This window comes from Actinopolymorpha alba DSM 45243, assembly GCF_000373925.1.
Classification (GTDB): Bacteria; Actinomycetota; Actinomycetes; order Propionibacteriales; family Actinopolymorphaceae; genus Actinopolymorpha; species Actinopolymorpha alba.
Map to the genome: position 1 here is coordinate 39,884 of NZ_KB892761.1, position 14,178 is coordinate 54,061.

A 14,178-nucleotide genomic window follows, 5' to 3' on the forward strand; every position below is an offset into this window, starting at 1 on the left:
ATCCGCTCGGCAGTTTCTGCGGGCAACGGGCTGTGGCGCAGCTTGGTAGCGCACTTGACTGGGGGTCAAGGGGTCGTGGGTTCAAATCCCGCCAGCCCGACAAGCATCACTGCAGGTCAGAGGCTATTTCGGTGGTATCGACGCGGGTCGACTCGGCCCGCGTAGGCCGCGGAATCTCACAGATATCTCACACACATCACTGGGCGAGGGCTCGCGCGAGGGCATTCCCGGCTTCCTTCAGGCCCTCCCGCACGGCGTGCTGATAGCCGTGGGTCACCGTGATCTGGGACTGACCGAGCCACGCCGCGACAATCACGTCCGGCATCCCCAGATCCGCCAGCAGAGACGCCGAGCAGTGCCGTGCACCGTGCAATGGGATCACCGGTACCCCAGCCTGCCCGGCCAGCCTGGAGAACCGGTCGGAGAACCACTCTGGCCGGTACGGGCGGCCGATCTCGTCGACCACCACCAGGTCGTCGTCGTTGCAGTAGGCGACACCGGCCGCCAGCCTCTCCTCCGCCTGCCTCTTCCGCAGAGCACGTAGGGCATCGACGACCAGGTCTGGAAGGTCAAGGGTGCGCCGGCTGGCCTTCGTCTTCGGTGCCGAGTTGATGACCTCCCCGGCCACGGTGACGCGGGTATGCCGAACCATGAGGGAGGGTCCGTCCATCCGCCGCGCGGACGCCTGGTCTCCGGTCAGGTCAACGTCGGACCATCGGAGTCCAAGCACCTCACCGCGCTGCATCCCGAACAGGGATAGGAGCCACGCGGCGTACAGGCGGTCCTCACGGACGAAGCGGAGGAACGTCGTCGCGTCGCCTGTCTGCCAGGCGCCACGGTCGGCGCCAACCTGCTCGTTGGGGACCTTCTCCACCAGCTCGGCGCAACGTGTGGAAGAGGATCACCGCCGGGACACCGCTGCGGAGAGCGCCCCTGATCAGAGCCGGGAGCATGCAGTCGACGACCACCAGGTCGGCGCGTCGCTCGGCGATCAGCGCCTCCGCGACCGCGAGGGTCGGCGGCACGTTCCCGCCCAGATCAGCAGTAAGGAAGAGGATCCTGATCGTGGTCTCCCTTCAGATCCGTGCGGTGAGGTCGGTCCCATTGGCCGGGCTGCGGCAGGTCCATTCCTCGGTGAGGAGGGTGGGACCGGACCGGAGAGTCTCCGTCCGCAGGAGCGCGCCGGCGCTCGGATCGGTGTAGGTGATGGTGCGCAGGCCTTCCGTCTCGAACCGGCTGCTGTCCGCCTCGACGACGACCTCGTGGTCGAACGCGCCGTCGGTGCTGTCGAGGTAGCCCTCGCCGCTGCTGACCGCGAGGCTGCTCGTCACGGCGAGCGATGACCTGGTGACGCTCACGACGTGCGTGTACTCGCCGTCATGGCGTTCAACCTCACCCGCGCCGCTGCAGTGACCACTGGCCCGTCACTTGCGAGGGCGACCAGCGCGACGGTCCGACGCAAGCGGATCGCCGTCCCCGCACGCCGGGCATCCTCTGCCCGACGGATCACCGTGCTCCTGCCAGCCGCCTGGCCGTGGGAAACCGCGTGGACCCGACTGTTCACCCACGCCTGCGGCCCACCAACCCCGGCGACGACCTGACCACCCAGCCGCACGGCGCGACCCGGAACCTCAACGTGGCAAGCTGGCAGCCAGGCCAGGCACCACCACATACCCTGCCCACAAACCCCGGCGCCAGAGCAATCGGCCCGAGCGAACCCGGCTTCGTCCGGGCTCTGCACGCGTTCATCGACGCTGTGCGGTGCCATATCAGGGCGGAAGAGGCCCGCGTCCTCCCGGTGATGCACGAACGTTTCGATGGCGCTCGCCGCGGCCAGTTGGGCGGGGCGTTCACCGACACGCGCCGCCGGCACTACCCGGCCGAGTCGCCGGTGCGGGCGGGCGTGGTCCGGTTCCTCGAATCAGCTAGGGGCGCCCGCACAGTGTCGTCGTCGGGATCGGGGAGCCGATCGCTTTCGAGGCGGAAGCGCTCCGGCTTGCGCGGGTCGGATCAGCAGGTTGTTCCCGGTAGGTCGCATGTGGAGTGACGCCGACGCGATCATCGTGCTGATCCTGGGGTTCATGGGCGGGATCGCCGTCCTGCTGATCCTGCTCGCCCGGCTCGAGGACAACCTCGACCCTGCCCGGCCTCGCGGACTGCGCGCGCTGCGCGCATGGTGGCGCAGCACCTCCAACCGCGGTGCGAAAGGGGGATCATGACCACGCTGCCAGGGCGCGAGGGAGACGCGGGCGTCTCGGCCCCGGAGCGAGACCAGGGACTGGGTTGGCACGCGCTCGAGGCGGCGGCCGTCCTGGAGCGTCTTGATAGTGGGCCGACCGGGTTGGACGAGGCCGAACGGGCGCGTCGGCTGGCCAGCTACGGGCCTAACGCCCCGACCGAACGTAAGCCAGAGCGGTGGTGGGCCGAACTCGCCGAGTGGCTTACTGAGCCGCTGCAGTTGCTGTTGATCGCGGTCGCCGTACTCTCGGCGGTGTTCAGGGAGGTCTCCGACGCGGTCGCGATCGCATACCTGGCCGGCGGAATCACCTGCCGGCATATCTCGACATTGCGCGGGCCTTCGACGAGGCCGGCATCGACCTGTCGCTGTCTGGGCACGTTGCGATGTACCTGCGCCCGCATCCGCTGAAGAACGATCTCGTGGTCGATGACGGTGAGGGTGCCACCTACATCACCGGCGCGGCCGCCGCGAGATGTGAGCCAACCGAGCTCACATACGTGAGCACAAAGTGCAGGTAGCTATGCCGATCAAGAAGGATCAGAAGGCCAACCGGCTCAAGCGCGACTCGTCCAGGGCCGTCCGCCTAACTTCGACGCCGGACACTATAAGGAACGCAACACCGTTGAGCGCTGCGTCAACAAACTCCGCCAGTTCCGCGTTGTGGCCACACGCTTCGACAAGCGCGAGGTCATCTACTAGGGAACCATCGACGTCGCGTCCATCAAGGTCTGGCTCCGCGATCCCGTTTCATGATCCGAGAAGGCACGCCCTAGGGTTTGCGGGCCAGTCCGGCCAACATCCACCGGGACCCGTCGCTGTCGGCCTCGGTGGGATCCTCGGCGCCCCACAGGCCGGCGAAGGTGATGTGGGGGTCGGCGCCGGAGTAGGGCGGCACCAACTCCAGTCCATCGAAGAGATTTTCGATGTAAGCCCGGGAACGCAGGTTGAAGTTGCCTCCCTTGCCGAGAACGCCGCGGAAACGATTCGCCACCTCGGGGCTCTGCTTGTCGTCGGTGGGGTGTGACAGGGCGAGGTAGCTGCCAGGCACGAGGGCGTCGAGGTAGCGCGTGACGAGGCCGCGCGGATCGAAATCGTCGTCCACGAGCATCAGGAGCCCGGTCATGAACAACCCGATGGGTTGGTCGAAGTCGAGGAGTGCCCGGGTCTGGACGTTCTTGAGGATCCCGTCTGGCTCGCGGACGTCGCCGGTGATGAAGGTGGTGTGAGGCGAACCATGGAGGAGATCCGCGGCGTGCGCCTTGACCATCGGGTCAATATCGACGTACACGACCTGCGCGTCAGGATTGACCTCCTGGACAACCTCGTGCGTGTTGCGCTGGGTCGGAAGACCCGAGCCGATGTCGAGGAACTGTCGGATGCCGGCTTCGGCCACAAGCCACCGGGCGGCCCGTTGGTGGAAACCGCGATTGGACCAGGCGATGTCCTCAAGCTCCGGCAGACCCTGCCGGGTCTTTTCGACCGTGAGCCGGTCGACCTCGAAGTTCTGGCTACCGCCGAGAATGTAGTCGTAGACTCGCGCGGCCGCGGGCTTGGTCGGGTCGACACCGGGGGGAGCGGCATCAGGTCCTGGCATGTTGCCTCCACGAGAGTCGCTGCTGGTTCGTTATCCGCACGCTCGGGTGGAGGACCGGGCCGGGCCGCCTGCACCTGCCGTACCGCGTCGTGGCCGCCCAACATCGCGCGCGACGATGCTATCCATGTGCCCGGGGTCAAGCAAGATCATGACGTGGTGGGCGGCCCCGGTCCCTTTGTCACGCCGGAGGCTGACGGACCGGCAAGAAGTGCTCGTCCCGGCCGATCACAACTTGGCTCTAGTCGCCCCCCGTCGAGGTCCTCCCTCTTGGCGATCCGTGCTCGGAGGAGTTCCCTGCCACCTACTGATCCGGCTGCCAGCGCTTGCCGTACGCCGCAGCCCGAGGACGGCATGCGCGGCCGCCCTCGCGGGTGGCGCTGGCGGGCTGTCCTGGGAGTCCGGCATGCGACATCCGAACGGCAGTCTTGACACTTCGCCCCTGTCAGATCAGATTTGGGCGACAGATTTTAGTTGAGTCGGATGAAGCGGACTCGGCGGGCTTGCGGGTCACCGATGCGAAGTTGCGAACGGTCGGCTGAATAGCGCATCACAATGTCTGTCTCGCCGGATCCCGTGGAGTGTGGCACGGTGGCGAGGAAGAGTTCAGGGCCGAGTGGGCGCATGTCGATCGTGGGCCATCCGGTGCGACGCAGGCGAAGCGGTCCGGTTGCGGGGATGTCTATGTGAACGATTGCCTCGAGTTCGTCACTGAGGAACGTTCCGGCGCAGCTCGGGTCCGCAGTCTCTTCCATCGGGGCGTCGAGGCGTTGACAGAATCGCTCCCCACTCTGTTCAGGATGAACAACGATGCCGTCCGATGCACGNGCNAGCTGGACTCGGAAACCCTCCCTCACGAACCNCCCTTCTNCGTCGTGCCGCAGCCGCAAGCTCGCNGCACCGGACCGTAGGCTGAGCTCGCCATCCACCACCGTCACGTCGTACACCANGTCGGCATCGTCGTCGAGGTATCGACCCGTCAGAGCTTCGATGTCAGCGGCCTCCGGCTGTTCGCCTTCTGGCGACTGCGTGGTCTCGGAGCTGTCATGCTCTTCCGGCAGCGCCAGGTCGATGATCCTGCGCGCCAGTGTCTGCGAAGGCATCTCCGCCGCGTTCGACAGTACGATGGACGCGATCTTCCGGTCGGGTAGGACGAGGATATGCGCGCGATAGCCTGCGTCGCCGCCGGAGTGAGACCGAAGGAGCCCCACACCGCGATGCGGGGGAGTGGGGCCTCTCACAGCCCTCTCACAAACTGGTGAGACGGCACCGGATTTCAGGCGTCCGCTGTGGACGCCAGGTGGACCCTGACCTGCGAAACCGGACTACGCCGTACTCTTCCGGACGCCCCGCGTTTCTCTGGGGGTCAAGGGGTCGTGGGTTCAAATCCCGCCAGCCCGACAAACGTTTCCGCAGGTCAGTGCGGTGCCGCTCCGTTAGGTTGGCCAGCTGGGGACCACGGATAACCAACTCAGTGACGAGGATCCAGCTTCGCTGCGCGACCTACCTCTACTTGACCGCCAGCCATTGCAGAATTGAGCTGTCGTGGGGCGCGCCACCGCCCTCGCCCCGGCGCATGTCCTGGGACGCGCCCTCGCCCGCTTCCAGCTCTCCACGGGCTTCGGCCTCGCCGCCGCGACGCTCCTCTCCGCCTCCGCCGTCGCCCGCTGAGCATGCTCGATCACGAGGCACTACGGAACGGCCGCTACCGCCCGAGAAGAAGCAAGGAACGCGGCTCAGCGGCTGGTGTCGCCGGGGGCGAGCAGGCCGGTGGGCTCGGCGATCGCCTCTGGCGACGGTTTGAAGTAGCGGCGGACGTTCTCCGGCTTCTTGTGCCGCGACTTCGCCATGAGCATCGGCAGGCTGGCCCAGGCCTCTCCGAGATGGGTGAGGCCGGAGTGCCGGTATTCGTGCAGGTCCCAGCCCGTACCCGGCACGCCGCCGAGTCCGGTGTGCTCATCCAGCAGGGGCACGGGCCTGGCCGTACGACAGCCGGACGAGCCCGGTGTCCAGGCAGACGTCGCGCGGGCTGACGACCGTCCCCGGCGTCCCTAGGCTAGCTGCGCTGCCACTTATGATTGCGCGATGTCGCTCGCAGTGCGCTGGGCTCGGCTGCTGATGGTGGTGTCGGCAGCCGGCTTTACAGGCGCGGCCTTCGCAATCCGCGCCACGATGGACGGGCCCATCGAACAGTACTCAGGCGCCGCCTTGTCCGCGGCCATCGTCTACACGATAGTGATCTTCATATGGCCGCTGATCTCCCCACTGGCCGCCGGCAGCGCCGCGATCGCATACTGTTGGTTCATCGAGTTTGCACAGCTCACCCCCATGCCCGCGGCACTCTCCCAACGCAGCTGGCTCGCGCGCCAGCTGCTAGGCGCCCAGTTCGACCTTATTGATGTTGCCTGGTACCCCGTCGGCGTCATCCCATTGGTCGCCGCGCATTGGTTCCTCCGGGCCCGCACACGTTCCCAAACAAACCCGACACCCGCTGAGCCTTAGCCTCAATCCGTGGATCGGATCGGTCCAAGAGACGCCACCACCAAGCCCGAGCCCGCCGCTGCCACTACCAACGCCAGCAACGCCCATAGATCACGAAATGCTGCTGGAGTACTAGTTCCTGCTTATGCTCAGATCGAATCCCCTGCTTGGGGACTACTTGGGGACCATGTGGGGACCACACGGTGTGCGCGGTGGTGAACAGTCCGACTGCGCTCGAACGGCGCTCGTGCGGGTCAAGTTGTCTCTGACCTGCAAAGCTGCCTACACCCACGTCCTGGGGGTCAAGGGGTCGTGGGTTCAAATCCCGCCAGCCCGACACACGAAGGTGCAGGTCAGAGGCACAAAATGATGAATCGGCAATTGCCTCGGACCCGGCGGTGTCCGATTCTGGGAGCGGAATGGGAGCGGATCTTGCTCAAACCGCTCTTCCAGCTGCTTGGGGTGCCCGGTAGGACTCGTGTCACCAGCCGCCCACATTCCCGGGGTCGGCTTGACTCCTCGGGTGGTAAGCAGACGCTGCGGGAGCTGGTGCTCGAGTACAAGACGAGAAGAGTCGCGGTGTACCGACGGACGGTGCAGACCACGCTGAGGGCGATTCAGAGCCTCGTTAGAACGCTGGTCACTTCTTGGGCAGTGACGTGCGAGGCCGGAGCGTGCATCCTGATCGGACGCCAGCAGCACACGTTGCGGAGGATGACGCGGTGACAGCTCCTGTAGACGCTCAGGCCGATCAACCTGCCCACTCGATGGGAGCGTCGCGGCCGTGCAGTGGATTGATCATCCTCTTGAACGGCACGTCGAGTTCCGGGAAGTCGAGCATCGCCCAGGACCTTCTACCGATCCTTGGTGGCCCTTACTTCTACATGCCTGTCGACGCCATCGACACCATGCTCACATGGACGGATTACAAGCCTGACGAGCTGCCAGCAGTCCTCCGGCAGGCCTTGATGGGTTTCCACCGTGCTGTAGCTGGGATGGCCGCAGCAGGCAACAACGTCGTGGTGGACGACGTTCTCAGCGATCCGTGGCGACTGATGGACTGCCTTGCCCTGTTCTCTCCCAAGGACGTCGTACTGGTGGGCGTGCGCTGCCCGCTGGAGGAACTGGAACGCCGCGAGCGGGCACGCAGCGACCGCTCCACGGGCTTGGCCGCAAGCCAGCTAGAACGGGTCCATGCCCACGGCGTTTACGACATTGAGGTCGACACCAGCACAACCAGCCCACTCGAATGCGCCCGGCAGATCAAGGACTTCCTGCCGCAACGGCCAACTCCCACAGCATTCGAGCAGCTCAAGGTGAAGTTGTCCGCCTGACGGCCCTGGAACCGGCGAACGTTAGGTCGCCGGCCGCGCGGAGCTGTTCAGCGCTTCCCGAGCAACGGTTTACCAGGGTCTCGACCGAACCGGCAGACGTGGCGCCCAATGGCACGTTTCTTACCGACACCCCTTACTCCGCGAGCAGGAATCGTTGCGGGTACGGCCAAGACGGATCGTGCTCAGACCGCTCTTCCACTTCCTCCGCGATCACGGAGCAGTCCATCAAGGACGCTGACCGCCGATAGTTGGGCGAGCCGGGCTCGCTCCTCCAGCGAGTCTTCCCAGAACTCTTCCAGAGCACCTATCAGACCCTTCCGCATGCGTTCGCTGATGTGGCTGTAGACCCCGCGCATGCCGGGCACCTCGTGGCCCATCCGCTCGGACTGCAGGACGCAGGAGATCCCGGCCTCGTCCATCCAGGTCTGGTGTCCGTGTCGTAAGCCGTGGGGCGTGAGCCCAGGCAGGACAGGTAGCCACGTCGCGGGGAAGGTGCTCTCGGTGATGCGGGGCCTACCGCGGCCAGCCGGTGGGGTGTAGGTCGGTAGGCCCGGCGTGGCGGCCGGCCACGGCGGCATCGGCTTTCCGGCCACGACGTCCCAGCATCGACCAGGACCGGGAGCTTCGCCCGCGGCCGCGTTCCGGTCCTTGGTGGGTACCACCCATCGGCCGCCGGTCGCATGACGCGCTCACTGAAGTTCGAGCGGGTGAAGTGCCCTCCCCGGGAGCCCAAGAACACGTACTCCGACCCTGCGCACCACTCCACATCGCCGTTGCCGCTCTGTTCTCGGCAGTTGCACATGTGATGCGACGCTGTTTCGAGATGCCTGGCAAACAGGCTGCTGAGGAAGGGCGGCAGGTCCGCGGTGCGCATCGAACCGTCCTTCGGGCGGCCGCTGTAAAAGCGGCCGTTCACTTCGTATAGCTTCCAGTGGATGTCGAGCTTGTCTCCACGGAAACTGGAAGGCAGTAAGCCGACGAGCTCGCTCCACGCGGCGTCGGTCGCAGTCGACAGCCGACCCGCACCGCGACGAACAGCTCGTCCCGGCCGACGCCGGTCAGCGGGTGCTCCTGCGCGTCGAGCAGCGCGTCGACGATCAGCCGGTACTGATCCGCGGTCAGGTACGCAGCGACCTTGAGCCGCCCCGGGAATCCCGCCAGCTCCCAGCCGTCCACCTGATGCTCGATGGATTCGTCCACGATCCCCTCGTGCATCGTCATGGACCCATTGCCATCGCTCAGCGTGGTCGCCGGTAACCGACAGAACCAGTATCTGGTCCAGACTGCTCCGGAGCAGGTCCGGCATCGGTTCCGCAGTCAGGAACCGATGCCGGACGCTACGAGTTGGCGGTCAGGTTAGCCCGCGTCTGCTCCGATGTTGGGCGGAGCCGGGATGGTGGTGCCGTAGTAGTCCACCCCTCCGTTGCCGGTCACGGTGACGCCTGCTCCGAGGGCGGGGGAGCCGGCCTTGAGGGAGTAGGCCTGTGGGCATGGTTGGGGTCCGGTGCCGGTGGGGGGTGACCAGGAGCAGATGCCGCCGGCACCAGGGGCGGTGAAGAGCGGGTCGCCCCAGACTGCGTTCGTCTCCCGACCCGCAGCCGACCACGCAGCGAAGTCCGGGTAGACGGTGTTGCCCCAGCGCCAGCCGCCGCTGTTGGTGCCGTAGTAGAGGTTGTTCGACAGGGTCATGCCGGTTTGGGTGTACGGGTTGTAGATGAACTGCCCGGTCTTCCCGCCCGACGTGCCCTTGTTGGCCATGTAGCAGATGTTGTCCTTGATCTGCGAGCCTGCTGCCCAGACGCCTGTGCTGAACCCGAAGTTGAAACACGCGCTCGAGCCGGTGCGCTTGTTGGCGCTCTGATCCTTGTTGGTGAACATGGTGTTGCCGTAGATCGAGATCGCGTTCTTCGGCGCACTCGGAACCACCACGAACAGACCGCCCTGGGCGTTCGCCCAGTCGTCGTTCTCCGAGATGTTGTAGCGGAAGGTGTTCGGTCCCCAGACCCGCGATGCCACGGTCAGGGTGTACGCCGCCAGTCCGCTGCCGGCGTTGTTGTGGGTGTAGTTGTACTCCACGAGCGAATTCGTCGTACCGCCGTCGAGGTCGATACCGTCCCAGTCACAACCGGCCGTCCACGTCGGCACCGGCTGGACGTTGTACACCTCGTTGTAGCGGATCGTGATGTTGTTCGAGGTGTAGGCCATGATGCCGCTGGTGCCGCCGCACGAGGTGACGTTCGCGCCGATGTCGTGCACCACGTTGTGCTGGATGACGGCGCCGTCCCAGCCGTTCGCCTGAAGCGCCGCACCAGTGGTCTTGGCCGCCATACCGAGGTTGTAGACGGTGTTGCCCTCGACCCGGACGTTCGTGATGTTCGTCCCGTAACCCCACCCGTAGATGCCCGGGCCTGCGCTCGAGGTCACGCTCGAACCGTGCAGCCTGTTGTTGAGGACCTGTACGTCGTCCAGTGGCCCGTTGTGGTTGTTCACGGCGTACCCGAGCACCATGATCTGGGCGCCGAACACGCTGGTACTGCCGGCCGGCGGACCGAACCCGGAGATGTCGCTGCTGGTGACCTTCAGGGTCTTCGTAGGAGTCGACGACGTGGTGTTCTCCAGCAGTACGCCGGCCGCGGTCGTGCTGCCGTTGACGACCTTGATGTTGTTGAGATGGAAGCCGCTGACGTCGTCCGCGGTGATCGCGGCAGAGGTGTTCCCGGTGCAGTCGGACTGGATGGTGGCTTGTCCGGTGCCGGACGAGTAGACCCGGAACGGCGTCGACGCGTCCGACGTCGGAACGTTCGTACGGTTGAAGACCAGACAGCCGGTGAACGTCTGCCCGCCCTCGAAGTAGATCAGGCTCCCTTGCGGGAACGTGAAGCTGTTGACCTTCCCGATCGTCTTCCAGGCTTGGCTGGGCGAGAGTCCGGTGTTGCTGTCGTTGCCTGTTGCGGACACGTAGTAGGCGGTGCCAGCGGCTTGTGCGGGCGCGGTGAGCAGGCCCACCAGGAGCAGGCTCACGAGTGCTTGGACGGCCAGTACCGCGAGCGTTCTTGGTTTCATGCCTCTCCTCACTTTGGACGGACTTTCAGCCGGGCGGGTGGTCGAGAGCCTTCTGGAACTCGTCGCGGATGCTGTCGCCACCGGCCTTCTTCCACTTCGCGACACCCGCGTCCCAGGCCGAGACAGGCTTCCGGCCCTGCAGGATGTCGAGCTCGAGGTCGCCCATGCCGATCTGGTTTCCCTTGCGGACGTTGGTCTCGCTGTACCGGCTGATCGTCGGATCGGCCAGCGCAGTGGGGACGAGCGTGTTCTGAGCGTCGAACTGCGCCTTGGTGACGTCGGGGGATCCGGGCTGGTAGGTCATCCAGGGGGCGTTCGCGACGTACTCGATACCCAGGCCGATCTCGGCGCGTCCCTTGTCGGTCAGCACCGGGTCGGTGCCCTGGAGCGTGTGATGGATGCCCTTCACTCCGTAGTTCTTGAACAGGTACTCCGACGTTCCGAACGGGGCTGCGAGGTAGTTCAGGAAGCTGAGCAGTGCCTCGACCCGATCGGCGGCGTTGAGGTTGACCGAGGTGATGTTGATCGTCGGTGCGCCGAGCCAGACCGGTGCGGTGCCGCCGCCGTCGGCGAGCGGAGGAGCCCAGGCCGCAAGGCGGAAGGTGTCCGGGTGGGGATAGTTGTAGAACGCGTGCCAGGCGCTGAACGAGTCATCCACCATCAAGGTCGAGCCGTTCGCGACCCAGGTCTTGCGGATCGAGCTGGGTGCGTTGAATCCGTCGGGATGCACGACACCGGCGGCCATCAACTTGCGGCCGGCCTCGAGCGCGTCCTTCTGCTGTTCGGCCTCGAAGGCACTCACCAGACGCCCGTCCCGGACCGACCATCCGTTGGGGATCTTGAACATCTGCCGCAGGTAGGACAGTGGCAGACGTCCGAGTGCCCACGTGTTGGTCTTCGAGTGGGTCAGCTCCTTGCAGAGATCCTGGAACTCCTGCAATGACGCCGGTGGCTTGGTAATGCCGAGCTTGCCCAGCAGGTCGTCACGGGCATAGAGGGTCAGGGTGATCTGCGCCCCGCGCGGGATGGGGATTCCGTAGATCTTTCCGTCGTACACCGTCTGCTTCCAGCTGGCCGTGGGGATGTTGGCAAGCAGCGGGTACTTCGCGATCGCGTCCCCGGACAGATGTGATGTGAGATCAACGGCCTTCTTCTGCAGCAAGGAGGGCAGCGACGGTACCTGGCCCGGGTAGATGCTGAAGAGATCGGGCAGCTTGCCGCCGGCGACCGCGGTCTGGAACCGCTGGCCGTAGTCGGTGCTCGGGACGATCTCGATGTCCACGGGGAAGCCGAGTCGGCGCTCGAGTTCCTGCCAGTACGCGTTTCGGTTCTTCGCCGGGGGAGCCGGTGAGTTGGTGACGGTGAGTACGGCGACCTTCTTTCCGTCTCCCGGCGGACCGCTGGTGGCGGCAGTCGGGTTGGCGGGGTACTTGAAGGTTGCGCTGTCGACACCGTCCTTGCCGATCAGATCGGGCGTGAAGCCCTGGTAGGCGATGTACTTGGGCAGCCTGATGCCGTCGGCGCCGCCCGCATCCGCTCCGCCACGGCCCTTGTTGCTGCATCCTTGGAGCAACGGGAAGCCGGCAGCCGAAGCGACCGCGACGAGGCCGCCACCGAGAACCTGTCGCCTGCTCAATTCGGGCATGTGCACGCTCCTCTGCCTGAGATGGTTCATCCCTTCACCGCGCCGGTGAGTACACCCTTGGCGAAGTGGCGCTGAAGGAACGGATAGACCAAGACGATGGGGACGATCGAGATGACGAGGATCGCCATCTGGATGGATGTCTGCGGCGGCAGGGCATGACCGGCCGCGCCGAGATCCTCGGCGCCGAGTTGGGTGTTGTCGACGACGTACGTACGGAGGACGAGCTGCAGCGGCCACTTGCCGGAGTCGCTGATGTAGAGCAGCGCGTTGAAGAACGAGTTCCAGTAGCCGACCCCGTAGAACAGGCCGACGACGGTCAGCGCCGCCTTGGCCAGCGGTACGCCGATGTGACGGAAGAGCTGCCACTCGGACGCGCCGTCGATCCGGGCGCTGTCGATGATTTCGTTGGGCAGGCCCACGAAGAACGCGCGGACCACGACGACGTTGAACGCGGTGACCGAGGTCGGGATGATCAGCGCCCACAATGTGTCCAGCAGGCCGAGTTGCTGGACGACCAGGTAGCTGGGGATCAGGCCAGGGCTGAAGAGCAGGCTGACCAGGACGAGGATCAACAGGTAGCGGTTCCCGAATGTCCCCTTCCGGCTCAATGCCCAGCCCAGCATCGCGGTCAAGGTGATGCTCAGCAGGGTGCCGACTCCGGTGACGAACAGCGAGATCAGGAGTGAACGTGTCACGACGCCGCCGGCGAGGATCGACCGGTACGCTCCGAAGTCGATGCTGGATGGGAACAGTACGAAGCCACCGGCCCGGGTCACCTCGGCCGGCGAGGCGAGGCTCGTGGACACAATGCCCAGGAACGGGACGAGAACGAGTCCGCACGCGACGATCAGAACGGTTGCCTTTGCGCCCCGGCCCACGATGTTGGTTCGGCCGGCGATGGTGTCGATGCTCATGCCTTGTAGACCCCTTCTTCGCCGAACGCGTGGGCGATCTTGTTGGCCGAGAGCACGAGCAGGAGGCCGATGACTCCCTTGACTAGACCGACCGCTGCTGCCACACCCCACGCGCCGCCGACGACCCCGTTGTTGTAGACGAACGTGTCGAGCACTTCGCTGGCCTGCCGTCCGACCGCCGGCTGCTGGAGAAGGATCTGCTCGAAGCCGACGGACAGCGAGTCACCGAGCTTGAGGATGAAGAGCAGGATGATGATCGGCCGCATCCCCGAAAGCGTGATGTGCCAGGTCTGCCGTAGCTTCGAGGCACCGTCGACACTGGCGGCTTCGTAGAGGGATCGGTCGATCTGGGCCAGCACGGCCAGGAACAGGATCGTGGCCCATCCGGTGTCCTTCCAGATGACCTGCGAGGTGACCAACGCCTTGAAGGCGTCGGCGTTCCCAATGATGTTCAACGCTTCGTGCCCGGAGGAGCGTAAGTAGTTGTTGAGCAGACCAGCGCCGCCGAGCACCTGCTGGAACACTGCGACCAGGATGACCCAGGACAGGAAATGCGGGAGGTAGAGCACTGATTGGACAATTTGCCGCAGGCGGTTCGAGGCAAGGCTGTTCAGAATCAGGGCCAGGATGATCGGTGCCGGGAAGACGAACACTGTCTGCAAGGCCGTAATGGTCAGCGTGTTCTTGAGTGCATTCAGTAGATCCGGATCGCCGTTGAAGAGGATCTTGAAGTTGTCGAAGCCGGACCACAGGCTTTCCCGGATTCCGAGGTAAGGCTGGTAGTCCTGAAAGGCGATCACGTTCCCGAGCAGTGGATAGTAGTGGAACGTGATGATGACGGCTATGCCGGGAAGTGCGAGCAGAAGCACGAACTTGTCGCGTTTCAGCCGCTCCCACCAGGACCGGCGGCG

15 protein-coding genes, 1 tRNA gene and 1 pseudogene are annotated in these 14,178 nt (G+C 65.3%); 7 read left to right on the forward strand and 10 right to left on the reverse strand.

Going from position 1 to position 14,178, the window contains the following annotated elements; translation table 11 throughout:
- Nucleotides 1-26: 26 nt before the first annotated feature.
- Nucleotides 27-100, forward strand: a tRNA-Pro gene (locus B141_RS0120330).
- 96 nt (nt 101-196) lie between these two features.
- Here B141_RS0120330 and B141_RS41715 read toward each other — a convergent pair.
- Both B141_RS41715 and B141_RS0120340 read right to left on the reverse strand, forming a co-directional pair.
- Nucleotides 197-874: a site-specific integrase gene (locus B141_RS41715; protein WP_020577025.1), complete on the reverse strand. Its 678-nt coding sequence runs from the start codon at nt 872-874 to the stop codon at nt 197-199.
- 202 nt (nt 875-1,076) lie between these two features.
- On the reverse strand, nt 1,077-1,358 hold the full coding sequence (locus tag B141_RS0120340; protein WP_020577026.1) for a hypothetical protein: 282 nt from the start codon (nt 1,356-1,358) through the stop codon (nt 1,077-1,079).
- 9 nt (nt 1,359-1,367) lie between these two features.
- Between B141_RS0120340 and B141_RS0120345 the strand changes: the two are divergent.
- The 3 genes and pseudogenes from B141_RS0120345 to B141_RS0120355 form a co-directional block, all read left to right on the forward strand.
- Nucleotides 1,368-1,601, forward strand: a pseudogene (locus B141_RS0120345) (IS1380 family transposase); the annotation flags it as partial.
- A 435-nt stretch (nt 1,602-2,036) separates the two neighbouring features.
- The gene (locus tag B141_RS0120350; RefSeq protein ID WP_020577028.1) at nt 2,037-2,219 is read left to right on the forward strand and encodes a hypothetical protein; all 183 of its coding nucleotides are present in this window, start codon (nt 2,037-2,039) and stop codon (nt 2,217-2,219) included.
- The gene (locus B141_RS0120355; protein ID WP_020577029.1) at nt 2,216-2,647 is read left to right on the forward strand and encodes a cation-transporting P-type ATPase; all 432 of its coding nucleotides are present in this window, start codon (nt 2,216-2,218) and stop codon (nt 2,645-2,647) included. Before B141_RS0120350 ends, B141_RS0120355 begins: the two co-directional genes overlap by 4 nt.
- A 361-nt stretch (nt 2,648-3,008) precedes the next feature.
- Here B141_RS0120355 and B141_RS0120365 read toward each other — a convergent pair whose 3' ends face one another.
- Nucleotides 3,009-3,833, reverse strand: a complete 825-nt coding sequence (locus B141_RS0120365) for an SAM-dependent methyltransferase (protein WP_020577031.1) — start codon at nt 3,831-3,833, stop codon at nt 3,009-3,011.
- A 1,542-nt stretch (nt 3,834-5,375) separates the two neighbouring features.
- On the opposite strand from B141_RS0120365, the gene B141_RS52290 reads away from it, so the two are divergent.
- Complete coding sequence (locus B141_RS52290; protein ID WP_020577033.1) at nt 5,376-5,501, forward strand: hypothetical protein; 126 nt, start codon at nt 5,376-5,378, stop codon at nt 5,499-5,501.
- Between the two features lie 65 nt (nt 5,502-5,566).
- On the opposite strand, the gene B141_RS41720 is transcribed toward B141_RS52290, so the two are convergent.
- Nucleotides 5,567-5,803, reverse strand: a complete 237-nt coding sequence (locus B141_RS41720; protein ID WP_020577034.1) for a site-specific integrase — start codon at nt 5,801-5,803, stop codon at nt 5,567-5,569.
- A 112-nt stretch (nt 5,804-5,915) separates the two neighbouring features.
- Here B141_RS41720 and B141_RS0120385 point away from each other — a divergent pair, with 112 nt between their 5' ends.
- Together B141_RS0120385 and B141_RS0120395 are read left to right on the forward strand one after the other, a co-directional pair.
- Nucleotides 5,916-6,332 carry a ribosomal maturation YjgA family protein gene (locus tag B141_RS0120385; RefSeq protein WP_020577035.1) on the forward strand — a complete coding sequence of 139 codons (417 nt, stop codon included), beginning with the start codon at nt 5,916-5,918 and terminating at the stop codon, nt 6,330-6,332.
- A 785-nt stretch (nt 6,333-7,117) separates the two neighbouring features.
- Complete coding sequence (locus B141_RS0120395) at nt 7,118-7,645, forward strand: chloramphenicol phosphotransferase CPT family protein (RefSeq protein WP_237742753.1); 528 nt, start codon at nt 7,118-7,120, stop codon at nt 7,643-7,645.
- 182 nt (nt 7,646-7,827) lie between these two features.
- Here the strand turns inward: B141_RS0120395 and B141_RS49450 are convergent, their stop codons facing one another.
- From B141_RS49450 to B141_RS46815, 6 genes are all read right to left on the reverse strand, one after another.
- Nucleotides 7,828-8,238, reverse strand: coding sequence for a site-specific integrase (locus B141_RS49450; protein ID WP_157181143.1), 411 nt, complete (start codon nt 8,236-8,238; stop codon nt 7,828-7,830).
- A gap of 319 nt (nt 8,239-8,557) precedes the next feature.
- Nucleotides 8,558-8,866 carry a hypothetical protein gene (locus B141_RS0120405; protein WP_020577040.1) on the reverse strand — a complete coding sequence of 103 codons (309 nt, stop codon included), beginning with the start codon at nt 8,864-8,866 and terminating at the stop codon, nt 8,558-8,560.
- A 135-nt stretch (nt 8,867-9,001) separates the two neighbouring features.
- Entirely contained in the window at nt 9,002-10,708 is a 1,707-nt protein-coding gene (locus tag B141_RS0120410; RefSeq protein WP_020577041.1) for a right-handed parallel beta-helix repeat-containing protein, read from the reverse strand.
- A 25-nt stretch (nt 10,709-10,733) separates the two neighbouring features.
- Nucleotides 10,734-12,353 (reverse strand): extracellular solute-binding protein, encoded by a 1,620-nt coding sequence (locus B141_RS0120415; RefSeq protein ID WP_020577042.1) that lies wholly within the window; start codon nt 12,351-12,353, stop codon nt 10,734-10,736.
- Between the two features lie 26 nt (nt 12,354-12,379).
- Entirely contained in the window at nt 12,380-13,267 is an 888-nt protein-coding gene (locus B141_RS0120420; RefSeq protein WP_020577043.1) for a carbohydrate ABC transporter permease, read from the reverse strand.
- A complete protein-coding gene (locus B141_RS46815; protein ID WP_020577044.1) occupies nt 13,264-14,136 on the reverse strand; it encodes an ABC transporter permease in 873 nt (290 codons plus the stop codon). The genes B141_RS0120420 and B141_RS46815 overlap by 4 nt, the downstream gene beginning before the upstream one ends.
- Between the last annotated feature and the right edge of the window lie 42 nt (nt 14,137-14,178).